The sequence below is a fragment of the Paenibacillus silvae genome (genome assembly GCF_014639235.1).
Taxonomy (GTDB): domain Bacteria; phylum Bacillota; class Bacilli; order Paenibacillales; family Paenibacillaceae; genus Paenibacillus; species Paenibacillus silvae.
Map to the genome: position 1 here is coordinate 622322 of NZ_BMFU01000002.1, position 16153 is coordinate 638474.

Annotated in this window: 14 protein-coding genes; 1 reads left to right on the forward strand and 13 read right to left on the reverse strand. The window is 47.0% G+C overall.

The features are described 5' to 3' along the window. Window positions 1-41: 41 nt before the first annotated feature. From IEW26_RS08785 to IEW26_RS08795, 3 genes are all read right to left on the reverse strand, one after another. The gene (locus IEW26_RS08785) at window positions 42-2024 is read right to left on the reverse strand and encodes a beta-glucoside-specific PTS transporter subunit IIABC (RefSeq protein WP_188592103.1); all 1983 of its coding nucleotides are present in this window, start codon (window positions 2022-2024) and stop codon (window positions 42-44) included. Between the two features lie 160 nt (window positions 2025-2184). Then, the gene (gene licT, locus IEW26_RS08790; protein WP_186322894.1) at window positions 2185-3033 is read right to left on the reverse strand and encodes a BglG family transcription antiterminator LicT; all 849 of its coding nucleotides are present in this window, start codon (window positions 3031-3033) and stop codon (window positions 2185-2187) included. A gap of 244 nt (window positions 3034-3277) precedes the next feature. Next, window positions 3278-4213: an ArsR/SmtB family transcription factor gene (locus tag IEW26_RS08795; protein WP_188592104.1), complete on the reverse strand. Its 936-nt coding sequence runs from the start codon at window positions 4211-4213 to the stop codon at window positions 3278-3280. 240 nt (window positions 4214-4453) lie between these two features. Here IEW26_RS08795 and arfA point away from each other — a divergent pair, with 240 nt between their 5' ends. After that, the gene (gene arfA / locus IEW26_RS08800; RefSeq protein ID WP_188592105.1) at window positions 4454-5965 is read left to right on the forward strand and encodes an arabinosylfuranosidase ArfA; all 1512 of its coding nucleotides are present in this window, start codon (window positions 4454-4456) and stop codon (window positions 5963-5965) included. Window positions 5966-6340: 375 nt separating this feature from the next. Here arfA and IEW26_RS08805 read toward each other — a convergent pair whose 3' ends face one another. From IEW26_RS08805 to cydD, 10 genes are all read right to left on the reverse strand, one after another. After that, entirely contained in the window at window positions 6341-6817 is a 477-nt protein-coding gene (locus IEW26_RS08805; protein ID WP_188592106.1) for a hypothetical protein, read from the reverse strand. Then, window positions 6804-7595 carry a MerR family transcriptional regulator gene (locus IEW26_RS08810; protein WP_229729794.1) on the reverse strand — a complete coding sequence of 264 codons (792 nt, stop codon included), beginning with the start codon at window positions 7593-7595 and terminating at the stop codon, window positions 6804-6806. Before IEW26_RS08810 ends, IEW26_RS08805 begins: the two co-directional genes overlap by 14 nt. Before the next feature lie 174 nt (window positions 7596-7769). Further along, complete coding sequence (locus IEW26_RS08815; RefSeq protein ID WP_188592108.1) at window positions 7770-8369, reverse strand: hypothetical protein; 600 nt, start codon at window positions 8367-8369, stop codon at window positions 7770-7772. Window positions 8370-8562: 193 nt separating this feature from the next. Then, on the reverse strand, window positions 8563-8724 hold the full coding sequence (locus IEW26_RS08820) for a hypothetical protein (RefSeq protein WP_188592109.1): 162 nt from the start codon (window positions 8722-8724) through the stop codon (window positions 8563-8565). 45 nt (window positions 8725-8769) lie between these two features. Beyond that, window positions 8770-9807, reverse strand: a complete 1038-nt coding sequence (locus IEW26_RS08825) for an alpha/beta hydrolase family protein (protein ID WP_229729748.1) — start codon at window positions 9805-9807, stop codon at window positions 8770-8772. Further along, window positions 9788-10477, reverse strand: coding sequence for a GNAT family N-acetyltransferase (locus IEW26_RS08830; protein ID WP_188592110.1), 690 nt, complete (start codon window positions 10475-10477; stop codon window positions 9788-9790). Before IEW26_RS08830 ends, IEW26_RS08825 begins: the two co-directional genes overlap by 20 nt. After that, window positions 10474-11268, reverse strand: coding sequence for a MerR family transcriptional regulator (locus IEW26_RS08835; protein ID WP_229729749.1), 795 nt, complete (start codon window positions 11266-11268; stop codon window positions 10474-10476). Before IEW26_RS08835 ends, IEW26_RS08830 begins: the two co-directional genes overlap by 4 nt. Before the next feature lie 205 nt (window positions 11269-11473). Next, window positions 11474-12292, reverse strand: coding sequence for a CPBP family intramembrane glutamic endopeptidase (locus IEW26_RS08840; protein WP_188592111.1), 819 nt, complete (start codon window positions 12290-12292; stop codon window positions 11474-11476). A 217-nt stretch (window positions 12293-12509) separates the two neighbouring features. Then, window positions 12510-14321 (reverse strand): thiol reductant ABC exporter subunit CydC, encoded by a 1812-nt coding sequence (gene cydC, locus IEW26_RS08845; RefSeq protein WP_188592408.1) that lies wholly within the window; start codon window positions 14319-14321, stop codon window positions 12510-12512. 2 nt (window positions 14322-14323) lie between these two features. Beyond that, entirely contained in the window at window positions 14324-16123 is a 1800-nt protein-coding gene (gene cydD, locus IEW26_RS08850; protein ID WP_188592409.1) for a thiol reductant ABC exporter subunit CydD, read from the reverse strand. Window positions 16124-16153 lie beyond the last annotated feature (30 nt).

Sequence of the window (16153 nt, forward strand, 5' to 3'; positions counted from 1 at the left end):
TGCTGTAAATAGAAAGCCTTCATTCGTTTTGTAATAAGCTTTTAACGAACGGTGAGCAGCAGTAATTCATTCATTGGAATCACCCCCTTCACCTGAACGGGAACCACGTCGAGATAATCCGGCGTATTGGCTACAATGACCGGGGTTACCAGATTAATGCCGGCCGCCTGAATGCTTTGCATATCAAATTCAAGCAGCAGATCACCCTTCTTCACCTCTTGTCCAATAACAACCTTCTCTTCAAAAAACTTGCCTTTCAGGGACACTGTGTTTAGTCCAACATGAATAAGAATGTCGATCCCGCTGGAGGAAGTCAGCATGATGGCATGTTTGCTTTTCGCGATCATCGTTACGGTTCCGTCAAACGGCGCGGTTACTCGTCCCTCTTTGGGATAAATCGCAATCCCCTTTCCTGTCATTTCTTCTGCAAAGGTAGGATCAGGTAGTTCCTTGAGCAAGACCAGCTCGCCAGTGAGCGGGCTGTAAATTTCACCTTTCTTTTCCTCAATGGAATGAACCGTTACAGACGGAGACATGTCTTGATCAGACGATTTTGTTGATGCTGTTGATGCCAAAATTGTTGTCGCTGCTGCTGCCTGCTCTGACTTCTTTGCATCTCCTTGCTCGGATGCAGTTGGCGCTGCAGCCTGAACAGCATCGGGTTCATCCCACTTGAGCAGCAAGGTAACCGTAAAGGAAACGACAAAGCTGATGCCAATTCCGATGAGTGCATACCAGAAGTTTGCCATACCCCCATCTGGGCCGATATATAAAGGCAGTGACAACAGGCCCGGTACGGCAAAACCGAAACATTTCAGCCCGACTGCTGTAATAAAACCACCGCCGGCTGCTCCACCGATGATGGAAGCATAGAACGGTTTTTTCAGCTTCAGTGTTACCCCATAGATTGCAGGTTCGGTAATGCCCAGAAAAGCAGATATACCGCTGGATATAGCAATGGATTTCATCGATTTGTTTTTGGTTTTGAGGAATACAGCCATTACAGCACCAGCTTGACTCATATTGGCTACAAGGTTAAGCGGCAGTAACAGCACGTCATAACCGAGCTTGCTCAAATTCTGTAATGTTCCCGGGAAAAACGCATAGTGCATCCCCGTCATAACGATCACTGGCATAAGACCGCCCAGCACGATGCCTGTTAATGGACCCGAGTGAGCAAAAAGCCAGGATGTGCCGATCTCCAGATAAATACCGATGTAATTCCCGAGTGGCCCAATGGCGATTAACAAGATAGGAACCGTGATAACCAGCACGATCATCGAGGTGAAAATCACTTTAACCGGACCAGGGATGAACCGATCCACCCAGCGATGCACGTAACTCAGGAGCCATACTCCGAGAATAATCGGAATGACAGACTGGGTATAATTGACGATGGACACCGGCAGCGAGAGAAAGCGAATCGGCTCCAGATGATTTTCCAGATAAGCATTCAGAATGGTCGGATATAATAATGTGCCTGCAAGGGTTAAAGCGATATATTCATTCACTTTGAACTTCCGCGCAGACGATACAGCAAGCAGAAAAGGCAAGAAATAAAAGGCTGCATTGGCTACAGACGCCAAAATCTGATATTCACCACTTGTCTCCTGTATAGCTCCCAAAGTCACAAGCAATGCCAATATGCCTTTGAGCATCCCCGTACCTACAATGGCAGGAAGAATCGGAGTGAATATACCCGAGATCGTATCCAGTACGGCATTGATGCCTCTGGAACGCTTCGGTTCCGCTTCCGCTTCTGCTCTTACTGCGCCGTTTTGCTTCAATTGCTCCTCCAGCTCTTCATACACCGCAGCAACCTTGTTGCCAATCACCACTTGAAACTGGTCGCTTTGGAATTGTGCCCCAAGGACACCATCCAGTGCGCGGATCTGTTCGAGTTGAACCTTGTTTTCTTCCCGCACATTAAAACGCAAGCGAGTAATGCAGTGCCAAGCCTGCGTAATATTTTCTTGTCCTCCCGTTAATCGAATAATCTCTTTGGACAACTCCCGGTGATTCATGCTGCTTCCTCCTTTTTTGGCGAAAAAAAAAAACCAAATGTAAACCCGGCCCGCTGTGGAAGCGGAATCGGAAACATTTGGTGGTGCCTGATCGTATCAGTAACACTCCATATTCAATTCACAGGGTCAATGGTATAACTTCAAACTGGTTGCATTGAGGTCAACCCGCGTCGGTACGGGATGTCACTCTCTCGATGTGAATCATGAGGTATACCATCTCATCGGGAGTAATCACGAATCCGCGCTGCTGCTCCATCGCCTCCTTTATTTTGAGTGCGCATTGGAAGCTGACAGGATATCGCTCCGACAATACATCATATAAAAACTGCTGATCCTTGAATGAGAGCACTTCCCGGTTCATTTGACGAACGATGAAGTATCTCAAATGGGTGATGAATCTGGAGAAATCAGCCGACTCCTGATTCAGCGCCATTCCAAAATGAGCAGTCATGATACCTAAAATGTCGTTAATCATCTGTGTGATCTTGATCGTTTGGTTCATACTGCCAGAATCAAATTGCGAATTCACAAAATGAAGGGCAATGGAGCTGGCCTCACCAGAGGGCAACGAGACCAGAAAAGTGTCATTGATTCTCTTGACTGCCAATTCTCCAACACGGTATTCCGCAGGATACAGATGCCGGATATCCCAGTGAAGCGGATTTTGCATATCTACCCCTTTTCTGAAACGATCCAGAGCAAAATGAATATGATCCGCAAGGGTTAACAGGATGGAGTCATTCAGCTTTTTTCCGATAATCTCTTTGCCTTCTTCTATAATCTGATCCGTGATATCAATCACTTGCAGAGGGATATCGCTAAGAAATTGCTCGACTCGCTGATATTTATCATTCGAGCCAACCCGAAACATTTTCTGAATCTGGCTCTGCTCGATCGGCTGTCCCTTTACTTTTTTGAAGCCAACGCCTGTCCCGATGACAATGACTTCACAGCCTTCGGCGTCTTCCGCCAGGGCGATGTTGTTGTTTAATGATTTCTTGAACCTCATGATGTTCTCACCCCCCAATATGCAAAAAGCACCACCATGGTCTAATACACAAGCCAATACACTTGTGAAATCCAGACTGTGGTGGTGCCTGATCGAATCAGTGACACTCCTTATATAGCTGTATTCTATACCAGTCATGTAATCGTTGTCAATACCATTACTCTGGAATAATGATATGCTTTTTTGGGTATCTGACTTCAGGCCTGATACCGCCTTTATTTAAATTGATAACAAATAGCATATTCTATTCATTCGAAATATTGATTTTCTGTGCATCATAATAATATCGAATCATAATATCCTGATCGTAGTTGCCAAAGCCCTTGCCAAACAGTGTAAGTCCCCCGCGTCCCGCCGCGCTTTCCTCCGGCTTCAATCCAAACGTCCAATAGGTGGCTGACTGGAGCTTCAGGTCCGAGATGGTAACATCCGAGATTCGCTGGCTATCCATAAACGTACCCTCGTTATTGATACGCAGCACCTTCAATACTCCATACTGGTTAACATCTAATCTCCACCATAAAGGGGTATGCTTCCCCTTCCGATCACCGAAGTCACCTGGGCTTGTCCATGTACCGAGATCATAGCCGTTCAGTGTAAAGCGAATATCAGATGGCCAGTTTTCATTGACTTTAGGTGCTTCCGAACTGAGTTCAAGTGAAATTTCAATCTCTCGCAGATGCTGATCATTATGCAGATAATTGGGAATCTTATATTCAACAAAACCTCTCGCCATCCAAAGAATTCCCGCATTAACCCGATCGGGGTCCATGAAGCAGGCGGGTGTATCGAATTGTCCAATAACCTGGGTTGTTGTTGCAATTCCGCAGGTCGGCCAGGCTTCATAGTCTGTATATTGTCCTACCGGGATGGATACTTCGTGGTAAGAACTATCCACAGGCATGGGTGGTGAAAGATTGATGGTCATGAATTCTTGCACGATAAAGCAATATTTATAGGTGCCGCCGTTTTCCCGTTTCATTCGGCTACCGACTACGCCTGCTTTTTGCAGCTTGCTGACATGTGTACTGACGATAGCTTTGCTGAGATAAAGCTCCCCGGCGAGAGCATTAATGTGCATCTCTCTGTTTTGAAGCAGCAGCCGCACGATATTCAGGCGAGCTTCACTTGCCAGAGCCTCGTACACCAGCAGTGACTTCGCATCGGTTCCAAGCATCATAGATTCCACTTCCTTATTTTCCTATAGTTCACCTTCAAGATGGTTGTTTTCTCTTTCAGGATTCGTTATTTAGCAAACTGTATAAAATGAACTTGCTCAATCTAATAGCATTATGATACATATTAGATAACAAATCAAATGTTTTGATTTTGCTTTTAAGCGAATTCAATTTAGATGAAAACAAAATAATTAGTCGTTGTATTACAAAAACACCAATTCAAATTTATGGAGGTTTTCGTTATGCTGCAATCCAAAATGCTGATCGATAAAGATTTTCAAATCGCTGAAGTAGACCCGCGTGTCTATGGCTCATTCATAGAACATCTGGGACGTGCCGTATACGGCGGTATTTATGATCCAGGTCATCCAACAGCAGATGCACAGGGCTTCCGTCAGGATGCTATTGAAGCAATCAAAGCGCTGAATGTACCGATTGTTCGTTATCCGGGCGGTAATTTCGTATCCGGTTACAACTGGGAAGATGGCGTTGGTCCGGTAGCGGAGCGTAAACGCAGACTTGAGCTTGCGTGGTGGACGATTGAAACCAATGCGGTGGGCACAAACGAATTTGCGGATTGGGCCAAGCTGGTTGGCACCGAAGTGATGATGGCGGTTAACCTGGGAACACGCGGTATCGATGCAGCCAGAAACCTGGTTGAATACTGTAACCACCCATCCGGCACATACTGGAGTGACCTGCGTGTCTCCCACGGCTACAAAGACCCTCATAAATTCAAAACATGGTGTCTCGGTAACGAAATGGACGGCCCTTGGCAGATTGGTGCAATGACTGCTCATGAGTATGGACGTATTGCTAACGAAACGGCCAAAGCGATGAAATGGGTAGACAAGGATATCGAGCTTGTCGCGTGCGGCAGCTCCAGCTCCGGCATGAGTACATTTGCCGATTGGGAAGCAACTGTGCTGGATCTCACTTATGATAATGTGGATTATTTGTCCCTGCACCAGTATTACAACAATAACAAGGACAACACGTATGACTTCCTGGCAACATCGCTGGATCTGGACCAATTTATTGATAGTGTTGCTTCGATCTGTGATTTTGTACAAGCCAAAAAACGCAGTAAAAAGAAATTGATGCTTTCTCTGGATGAGTGGAACGTCTGGAACTCCATCGGAACAAGCCGTATGGAAGAACGCTGGCAGATTGCCCCGCCAGAATTCGAAGATGTATATACGCATGAAGATGCACTTGCCGTGGGCTGTTATCTGATTACGATCCTGAAGCATGCTGACCGTGTAAAAATGGCGTGTCTCGCACAGCTGATCAACACGATTGCTCCAATTATGACGGAAAACAACGGAGCGATCTGGCTCCAGACAACGTATTACCCGTTCCTGCACGCTTCCAACTTTGGACGTGGTACAGTGCTGCGCTCTATCACAAATTCGCCTAAATATGATTCCAAAGAATTCACTGATGTGCCTTACCTTGAAGCAATCAGTGTACATGATGAGGAAAACGGCACCATCACGATCTTTGCAGTGAATCGCCACCTGGATGAGTCCATGGAACTGAATGTTGATCTTCGTTCCTTCGGAGAAACGACATTTGTGGAGCATATCGTGCTGGAGAGCAATGACATTAAAGCAACCAACACCAAACAAAATCCACATAACGTGTTGCCTCACAACGGTGGACACACTACAGTGGATCAAGGGAAAGTGCAAGCTGTGCTGAACAAGGCCTCCTGGAACGTCATTCGTTTGAAAACAACAAAACAGGCTTAATCGCTGTTTAGTCGTTCCTTACTGATGTAATAAATTCAAGACTCTCACCCCGTACCTGAATTGTGGTACGGGGTGTTTTGCTGTATACAGAAACGAATAATGTTAGGCATGGCTCTAACGATCTCAGGAAAGCTTATTTACCTCTGCTAAGCCCAATTGATGAGCTAACGATCCCGGACGACACTATTTTGAACAAACTGGCTTTTTTCTGCACCGAAAACCTATTTCAGAGCGAAATAGCGTTCCTCGGAATCTTTAAATTTTCCAATGCTCGATTTTTGCCCGAATAAGCTCTCTAAGAATCGTTAGCGCTCACATGACATCCTGCTGCAAGGTGAAATATGGTAATATCGGTAACTGCAATACTCCACAAGGTCATCCTGGGCCCAGTCGGAAATTTTTCTCGCAAAGGGCTTTCGCCCCCTTTCCCCGTGACTTGTGAGTTACTACCAATTCTCCATCATACAGAATAGAACAGCTTATCCAGCTGGCACCTTCCTGTATGCCTGCTTCGACATGGGTGGATGTCAGCGGAATGAAGGTGTCTTTGGGAACGACAAAGCTCTCCCTGTAGGGAACTTCAACCGATTCCGAATAAACACTTTGCGGATGTTTTCGAGCATCGATCTCCACCTTCAGGTCAACGACTGAATCCAGATCACTTTCCACAAGCACCTCTACATTAATTACATCTGAGTTTTGTTCAGCTTGGCTTTTTGAATGTTCACGATTCATTTCATCGGATGCATCTTCTATATTGCCACAAGCAGACAGTATAGTTAGTAGACCTGTCAGCAAGATCAGGAACCAGGCATTGTTACTATACAACCGTACTTTTTTACGTTCCAGCATGTCCATTGTCCTCTCTTTGTTTGAGAAAATAGTCGATCATCTCATTCACATAAGACATGAATTCCTTGTCCATTCCCATTACTACAGGCTCCACACCATCCTCTTTGGGGAGGATAAGTTCCCAGTATTTGTCCAGCAGGCTTTCGTCATGATCAAATAACACTAATGCCTTTTCGTACAAATGTCCGGCAACCATCTGGGCTTCTGGAGAATAAGGAGAAGAAGACATCAATCCACGTATGTGCTGAAAAATCGTGATAAGCTCTTCTGTTCGTGGATCATTACTGCCGAGGACAGGCAAGCGTTGCAATATATCCTTTTCTCTTGAAGTTAATTGTAAATCATCGCTGAATTCAGATTGTATTATACCCTCTTGAAGGGGACGGTCCTCCATCTTGGATATAACTTGTAACAAGTCTTCAAGATCATTAGTTCCTTTGAGTTGAATGCTGTGAATCGTTGACCTGAGATAATACTGCTTCCGGCTCAATTCTTGCTTTTTCCGTTCAATAAGCTCTATTTGTTCGTTTAAAGAGGCTACCCAATCTTCGTTTTCTTTCATATTGTTTTTGCTTTGAAGCAGTTCCTTAATCTGTTCCAACGTAAAACCAATGGATTTCAACAGAAGAATTTTTTGAAGTCTCAAGATGGCATGTTCATCATAGTAACGATATTTATTTTCCAGTATACGGGTGGGTTGTAACAACTCAATCTGTTCATAGTAATGAAGTGTTCTTTTGCTAATGTTCGTTTTTTGGGCTAATTCTCCAATGAGCATCACGGTTCTTCACTCCTTCCTTCAACCATTATAAACAATAACGTTAACGTCATTGTAAAGCCTGTAAATTCTCACATACTCCTTTTGCTTCAAAATAGAACGCCAAAAAGGCGATGTATCCATCGCCCTTGGTGGAAGCGGAAGCGCAATTCTTCCTAGTCTATTTGGAAATTTTCAAGCCTCTTGCTCCTCCGCTTCGGCCTCGGCCTGTGTGGCTTGAGCCTGATTCTGCGGTGTCATCAGACCCTGCACAGCACCCATAAACGGCTGGATCTGTTTGATCATGCCGTAGCCCATTTTCACAACAGGCACGAAACGCTGAATCATGCCAAACAAACGCATCCCGCCGCCAAGCATACCGCCAACCGCACCTGCTCCGCCCAATCCACCGAAGCCTCCCAACAGGGAGCCCATCATTGGCATAAAGGACGACACCTGAGCTTGACGCGGTGAAGTACGGGAGGCTACCCGAGATCGTGTGCATGACTTGCGGGCACCATTGACCTTTTTCCGACTTCGGGAGGATGTGGTTTTACCGGCTCCGGCTGACTTGGGTTTCATTTTAGAAGAAGCGCTGCGTGCTGCACCTGCTGTTTTGGTTTTGGTCGTGGATGTTTGAGATTGTGCAAGTTTCCCGCCCCCGCTGAGCATAACGCCCTCGTTGTTCACGCCAGAGATGTACCCGATGTACGTTTCGCCATTATGAAGAGTCACGCAGACCGGGCGATCCTTGAATCGCTTTGCCTTGTCGTGTATTTCACTGGTTCTAGCCATGGAATTCACCTCACTCGACTTGATCTACTGTAGTCTACGCAATGGGTGGACGACTTGCCTGTGCGAATAACACAGCTGTCAGTTCAAAACAGGAAATGCTCCGCAGGTAAAACGAAAAGGTGAGGACTGGGAAGCTTCAACGAAAAGAACACATTGCGCCTGATCGCGTAATGTGTTCTTCCTTTTATAAAAATCATTGAGCAAGCTGCTCCTTCGTATAATATCGTTCAACTTCTTTGGTCATGAGGTACCTGTTAACCCCTCTGCTTGCATGAACAGCCCTGGCAGCATATTCTGCTGCCTGCTCAAGATGGTTTAATCTGCGTTCAATCTCGGCCAGAAGTGCAAAGCGCATCCACTCTTTTTTAAATTCTTGGACTTGCTTAATTTGCAGGCTTCATCATAATGCGCGTTTTGTGAGGAAGTCCTCGATTTCATCCATGTAACCCTCCGTCGTTATACTTCGCGGAGCAAATAAAAAGCGGAGTCCCATCTTCCATTGAGAACCTGCTATAGATGTCGGTAACATCGAGTGCTCTGTGTGCTGAAACGTCTTGACATGCAGCAGATAGGCTGGCTGGATTTCCTTGCGATACGTGCGTTCGGTATCTTGAATATCTACATTCACATCATCTTCTCCCAGCAGGAGCAACACCGGACTTTTGAAATGATGCAGACTTTCGGTGGCATCGGCTTTGAAGTTTTTGCTGACAAAACTCCAGCGTTCCCGGGACATCGGTTCTTCCCCATTGCGAACAAGCTTCATATATTCCTCATAGGAGCCATCATGCTTTAAAACCTCTTTGATCCGGTTCTCATATTCGACCTGTGCCTCAATCTCCTGCGATGTATGACCATCCTTGGCCATTTGACTCCGCGTGTTGTATTCCCCTTGCTTCAGCCAATTGATGGCTGGTGATACCAGAATGCTGAATGCCAGATTTTCCTTGCCAGCAAGCTTAGGAATGACCCATCCAGCCTGACTTGCTCCCCATACGCCGATGCGGGAAGCATCGATGGCTGGCTGTTGCTTGGCCCAAGCGATAGCCTGTTCTGCCTCAACTACCCGATCATCAATGCTCTGGTCAAGCCAGTTGCCTTCCGAACCTCCAATTCCGCGTTTATCCAGTGACAAGGACGCGTAACCAATAGAAGCTAGGCGTTCCCATAATGGCTTGTAGCCTTCGCTATGTGTTGCATCAATCGGGCCGTCTCCATGAATAAATAGCACCAGGCCAAGCTTCTCATTCTCGTTAACCTTCTTCGGAAGTGCAAGTATGCCCGTTAATTTGCCCTGCGGCGTTTGAATCTCAACCGATTGCTGTGCCATGTTATAATCCTGCTGGACAACGACATATGCTCCGGTACCTGCAAACAATAGTACAACGATAAGCAGTGAAATCCATATTTTTTTGTGTTTAAGCTTGTTCGGTTTCAATAGAGTATTCTCCTTTGCGTGTCATATAGTACCAATACTGTTCACCAAGCAGCATGCCGGTAAGCAAACTGCGTGTACAATTTTTTTTATGAAAATGAACACGTTCATACAGTTGAATCGCATGCTCGTTGTTACGTGCCACATGCAGACTGAGATAGGATAGCGATGCACTACTATGCAGCATGTAATGCTGGGCCCAATCCAGCAACCGTTTAGCCAGGCCTTTGCCTTGATATGTCGGGTGCACCACAAGGTCCTCGATATAACATTCCCCTGCGAAAGGCTCATGTTTTAGAAACTGTATGCCTGCCAATATACGCATCAGTTTCCCGTATCCGATGTGTTGACTGCATGCTTTCCACCACTTCAAGTTTGTTCGTTTGACCGAGTCCACTCCCTCTGCCGCTTTCCATTTCAGGCCGAGCGTGCCTGTAACGGTGTTGTTCTCCAGCGTCACCACCCTCAAGCTATGGGTCTGCCTAGGTTCGTGAATTAATAATTGTTCGAAAGTCGAGGACAGATCGGATATAGATAATGAAGAAGAGTGCTGGAATTTATGTCCGAATCCATATGCCATCAGCTCGGCAGCCTCCTTGTAACGCTCAGGCGTTACAAGCTCAATCTGAATGGACTGTGGATGGACAGGCTTGGTATAATTGCGATTGCTCATACGTGCACCTCCTCCGGGTTGGCAAGGTACGAGAACAATTCATAATGAAGCTGATCCGGCGTAAACAAGGATAAATAGGATTTCTCCACCATAAGTAAAGGCCCGGAGCACATGTATCCCCTCTGTTCTACATGAGCGTAGAATTCCTGGATATGTGCGTTAAGCTGTTCTTCGTTCTGCACCATAAGAGTACGTTTAACGTATGAGCCTGCGGGCAGCAGCAGATCATATGAGCCTTGTCCTTCCTGCGTGTACATGCCAACACGGCCGGAATCGTTGTACACATAATGAATATCCTTTTCGAACAAATTCGGGATTTTGCCTTGATGCTGCATCAGCTTCTGGACATTCAGGCTTTCAGCAGCCTGCATCTCAAACCATAATTTGAGCGGAAGGGCTTCCCATTGTACTATGGTAAACGTTCCTTCCTCTATGTCGGAAATTTGCGCTTTTTCCACCAACAGCTTTTCGATAAAATGTTTATTTTCCTGCAATCTTCGAATTTCCGCTTCCGTGTTCGCCAGCGCTTGATGAAACAGCGGCGTGATCTGCTCTGCTGTCAGATGGGACAGACATTCTTGGATAACCTGAACTGATAAACCCATCTTGCGCAGCAATAAAATATGAGCCAGTCGATATATTTCGTGCATGCCATACATCCGATATTGATTTTCCCCTGTATATGCCGGATCGAGTATGCCTTTCTCCTCAAAATACCGGATCTGATGTGTAGATACCTGCATCAGTTTTGCCAGCTCGCTTATTGTAATCTCACCCTGCATCCTGTTCATTATGATACCACCTTTGTTTTTCTGTCTTTCGTTAGCATAAACCTTAGGTCTGACCTAAGGTCAAGCGTTATTTTCATTTCATTGTGACCAGTGACGTATACATCGATACACCAAAAAAAAAGCAAGCCGTTTCCCGGCCTGCCCCTTGCTTGCGAATATGGTGAAAAAGTGGTCTGGAATTACGTGTGAAAATGCGATGGACGCCTTATTTCCTCGGGTAGATTTGTCCTTTACGGTGTGCACGGATCAACATCGGGATCGCAATCACTAAACTGATCATGACAGGTACAATAGAAGCTTCAAGTCCGAAGCTGCCGCCTGTCAACAAGGCTGGCCCCGACAGCTCTACATCAAAAAATCCTTGGGAGACAATCCCCGAAACCGGAATGCCCAGCAGACCCTCCACTGCATTCCACGCAAAATGAAGTCCGATCACAAACCACAAATTGCGTCGCCACAGAAAGCCTGCCCCAAGCAGAATGCCTGCCTCAATGACAATCGCAATTGAGCTCCACAGCGTTGCTCCCGGGTTCGGCAGATGAGCCAGACCGAAGAAAAGAGACGTTACCGCCAGAGCGATCCAGCTCCCGCCGCGTTTCTCAATCGCCTGCAGGAACAAACCGCGAAAGATCAACTCCTCTACCACAGCCGCACCAATCGCCAAAGCAATAATCGAACCAGCGGCGTGCTCCTGCGACCATGTGAAGCTGTATCCGCCTAGCAGCATAATGATCAAGGCAGAGACTGCAATCAGCAGCGATCCGACTCCCGCACCGAACACCAACTCGCTTACTGCGCGCTGCATATGTAATTCCTGCACCTTTCGACCAGCCATGAGCTTCATAATTAGTATGTATATCGCAATGGATAGAGCGCTTCCCGCAAGCGCCAGCACAATTGACATGATGCCTTCTGTGCTAGTGAACATCCTTTGAGTGATGAAGCTTGATACTCCTAGAAAAACCAGGCCTGTAATCACCCATATCAACGGGAATTGAATCATCGTTCTCATCTTTTTTTTCATCTTAACAAACCCTTCTTTCAAGTGTTGGACTGACTTCTTATATTATACATCTATGTCTAAATTCTGGAACTGATATATTTCGTCAATATCTGCAACACTGCTTTCACTTCAAGCATTCAGAAAGTAGCTGTCATGCTTGGGTGTATACGTAACTTGGACTATGCCCGTAACTTGTAACGCAAAAAAGCCGCGTATTGCGGCTTTTCTTCCTCACAGGTTAAGCGCCCTGATCTCCAATCATCTGCAGTTCAATTTGCTTCATCTCATAAAAATAACCCTTTTGACTCATTAATTCATCAAACGTACCCGTTTCCACGACTCGTCCCTGATCCATTACGACAATCTGATGCATCTGTTCAAGTCCCGTCAACCGATGACAGATGAGCAGCAGGGTATCATTCACTGCTTGGGCCATCAGGTTCTTCATTACTCGAGCTTCTGTTACGTAGTCCAACGCAGATGTAGGCTCGTCCAGCAGCCATAATGTTCCTGGGCGAAGCATTGCTCTTGCTATGGCCAGTCGCTGCTTCTCGCCATCTGACAGATTTTCACCCTTTTCATATACGATGTCTTTCAGAGACAGATGCTGTAATTGAACCGCGTTCAGCACACGGAGTAACCGCTCTGCCTCCCTTTCCTCGTCCAGATTCTGATCGTCTGCCAGCAGGTTGTCCCGAATTGTACCACGGAAGAAATGGCTCTGCTGCAGCACAACGCGAGTATTGCGCCAGATACTCTCTTCATTCAGTTCATTAATCGAGACTTCATTCAGTCTCAGAACGCCGGATGACGGAGTACGCAGCTTGAGCAACAGATCGAGAATGGTTGATTTGCCTGAACCGCTGGGTCCGACAATGGCCGTTTTGGAGCCGGGTGCAAAATGAAGAGAAACCTCCTTCAAGGCAGCACGCCACTCGCCCTCATACTGAAAAGAAACATTAGAAAGCTCGATCGCAACCGCTGGTCCGTCTACGATCATTGAGTGGTTTCCTTGCAGATCCTGACTTATCTTACCTCGCTTACCTTGCTGACCCGGCTCATCTTGCTCGGCTCGTTCAGCTTGTATATCCTTCACATCACCGGGCTGTACAGTCTCCGCAAGGCGTATGGCAGCATACTCACTATCTTGTTTATAAGCAGGCAGTACAGCCATTGCGGCTGATTCTTCAAATACCGTCTGTGCCGCGAGAATCAGCATCCCCAGGAATACACCGGACAGTTCTCCCTTTCCGATCAAAAAAGCAGCGATTGCAAGCACTCCCCAGGTTACCAGGTAAGTGACCAATATGTGCATCGACTGTCCTCGAAGCAACTGTGCGGCTGATCTCTGTTGTTCACGGGCAAGTGAATCCGAGGCCTGCTCCAGCATCTGCTCGCGCTGTGCCAATTGTCCATAGATTTTCAGATCACGGAAGCCATATAACACTTCAGTCACTTCGCTAGACAGCTTTGCGCGCTGCTGGCGCACCTGATCACTTCGTTTACGCTGCCAGCTGACCACCAGTCCGGGTACAACAAACGCTGTAATCAGCATGCCTGCCACAAGCAAACATGCAATCCAGAAGGAATAAACAGCGGTAAATATGACGGTACACAGGAACACCATCACGACCATCACTGGAGGATAGGCTACACGCAAAAAGTAATGCTGCAAGCTTTCCACATCACCCACGATGCGCGCCAGCAGGTCTCCGCTTCGATTCTTGTTCAATATTCCCGGAGTGAGAGGAATCAGCTTGGCAAAAAATGTGGTACGCAAACGGCTCAGAATGGAGAACGTTGCCCGATGTGAGGCGAGTCGTTCCCCGTAACGGCTCGCTGCACGCACGAACCCCAGCAGTTTGACCATCGATGTGAGCACAATCAGCGTGTATAACGGCGGCGCAAATACGGTCTGTGAGATCATATATCCACTGGCGGAGAAGAGTGCTACTCCCGCTGTACCAGCAATAAATCCGAACATAATGGATAACAGAATGTCTTTGCGTTCCTGCATCATGGCTTTGGATAGTACGGCCAGCTCCTTCACCTTCATGCGATCCCTCCTCTTTGCTGCATATGAACCATCTCGGCGTATGCGGGTAAACGCTCCATTAGCTCCTGGTGTGTGCCTTGATCTGCCAGCACGCCATCTGCCATAAACAAAATCCGATCTGCTTGCTGAATGGTATACAGCCTGTGCGCTACGGTAATCATCGTCGCTGTCTTAGCAAGTGATGCAATAGAGCGTTGCAGTATTCGCTCGGTGTGCAGATCAAGTCCAACCGTCGGTTCATCAAACAAAATAACGGCAGGTCGTTTCAGGAAAGCGCGAGCAAGAGCAAGTCTTTGCTTTTCGCCGCCAGATAATCCTCTGCCTGCTTCTCCCACAGGGGTGTCCAAACCGTTTTCCAGCCCGGCAACCATGTCAGCAAGACCTGCCTGCTCAGCTGCTTCTTCGATATCCTTTGGCGATACATCCTTTCCTGCACCGATAGCGATATTTTCAGCAAACGTGCCTGCAAAAATATACGGATGCTGTGTAATATAGCTGATCTGCTTGAACCAGTTGACTTCGCTCCATTGTGCGAGCGGCCTTCCGTTAACAAGAATAGCTCCTGCTGTCGGTTGTAATAAACCCGAAATGACGTGCAGCAAGGTCGTTTTCCCCGAGCCGCTTTTTCCAACGATTGCTATTTGTTCTCCCGGATGAAGCTCCAGTTGCTCTACTTCAAGTTCAAACCCCTCTGAAGCATAGCGAAAACGGAGATTTCGAAGTTCAATCGTTGGCGGCAGATAAGATGTAGATTGATTCTCACCGGATACGCTGTATGTCTCCATTTCCGATTGTGCAAACGGATGCGTCATCTCGTCCAGAGGTGAGCCGGATAGTTGATGTGCCTCCTGAGATGCCTCTTCTAACAATTGCTCAACCTTGCGAATAGCCCCCATACTTGTGCGTCCGGTGTGGAAGGCCGTTCCTGTATTTTTAAGCAAACTATAGAATTCAGGAACGAGCAGCAGCACCAGAAAAGCCGTATGAAAAGTCATGGACTTGAACACCAGCAGCTGAAGGGCAAGCTCCAGCGCAACAATGCCGATGCTTAACATAACAATTGCTTCCAGCATAAATGTGTTGGTGAACGCAATTTTCAGAATGCTCATCGTTGTATCACGGAATCCCAGACTGCTGCGTTCAATCTCCTGCTGCTGACGGTCTGCACGACCGAATATCTTCAGTGTCACCAGCCCCTGAAGCGAATCGAGAAACGTTCCCGAGAACATAGCCAGCTGTTCATACTTCTCTTCAGACTTGTTTTTGGTTTGCAGGCCCACCAAAATCATAAAGAGCGGAATAAAAGGTGCAGTGCATAACATAATCCAGCCTGTATTCGCATGTAAGGCGAAGGCAGCCGTTAATATTAAAATCGGAATGATCGCTGCCTCCATCATACGCGGAGTGTACTGACTAAAATAGCTATCCGCTTCATCTACTGCATCCAGTGCTACACTGACTTTACCTCCTGTCTGCCCCTGTAACGAGGAAAACATGGTGGCCCGGGTCAGGCGCTGCAGCACCATGGCTCGCATCCGTGTCTTGGCATGGGCTGCCATATGCAGACCAACCTTTCCGTTACCGTACATGAGCAGGGTTCGGATGATCATAACCGCGAGCAGCGTGCCGAGTAGCAGCACAATTGAGCCCAACGCAGCTTTCTCCACAAAGATTCGCTGCACTGCTTCGGCCGTTAATACGGCCTGAGTGATCACAGCTGCCCCAAGGGCTAGTGAAAAGGCCATAAGGAGAAGCCTGCTTTTACGAAGTGATGACATTTGCTGCTGAATCAGCATGGACTTCCGCCGACCAGCTTGTTTCCTTTG

What these genes read in the sequence shown, in the direction of transcription:
- IEW26_RS08835 (WP_229729749.1), bottom strand. Translation starts at nt 11,268, where the DNA reads ATGAACAGGATGCAGGGTGAGATTACAATAAGCGAGCTGGCAAAACTG.
- IEW26_RS08815 (WP_188592108.1), bottom strand. Translation starts at nt 8,369, where the DNA reads ATGGCTAGAACCAGTGAAATACACGACAAGGCAAAGCGATTCAAGGAT.
- arfA (WP_188592105.1), top strand. Translation starts at nt 4,454, where the DNA reads ATGCTGCAATCCAAAATGCTGATCGATAAAGATTTTCAAATCGCTGAA.
- licT (WP_186322894.1), bottom strand. Translation starts at nt 3,033, where the DNA reads ATGAGGTTCAAGAAATCATTAAACAACAACATCGCCCTGGCGGAAGAC.
- IEW26_RS08830 (WP_188592110.1), bottom strand. Translation starts at nt 10,477, where the DNA reads ATGAGCAATCGCAATTATACCAAGCCTGTCCATCCACAGTCCATTCAG.
- IEW26_RS08795 (WP_188592104.1), bottom strand. Translation starts at nt 4,213, where the DNA reads ATGATGCTTGGAACCGATGCGAAGTCACTGCTGGTGTACGAGGCTCTG.
- IEW26_RS08810 (WP_229729794.1), bottom strand. Translation starts at nt 7,595, where the DNA reads ATGCTCATTGGAGAATTAGCCCAAAAAACGAACATTAGCAAAAGAACA.
- IEW26_RS08805 (WP_188592106.1), bottom strand. Translation starts at nt 6,817, where the DNA reads ATGCTGGAACGTAAAAAAGTACGGTTGTATAGTAACAATGCCTGGTTC.
- cydD (WP_188592409.1), bottom strand. Translation starts at nt 16,123, where the DNA reads ATGCTGATTCAGCAGCAAATGTCATCACTTCGTAAAAGCAGGCTTCTC.
- IEW26_RS08785 (WP_188592103.1), bottom strand. Translation starts at nt 2,024, where the DNA reads ATGAATCACCGGGAGTTGTCCAAAGAGATTATTCGATTAACGGGAGGA.
- IEW26_RS08820 (WP_188592109.1), bottom strand. Translation starts at nt 8,724, where the DNA reads ATGCGCTTTGCACTTCTGGCCGAGATTGAACGCAGATTAAACCATCTT.
- IEW26_RS08840 (WP_188592111.1), bottom strand. Translation starts at nt 12,292, where the DNA reads ATGAAAAAAAAGATGAGAACGATGATTCAATTCCCGTTGATATGGGTG.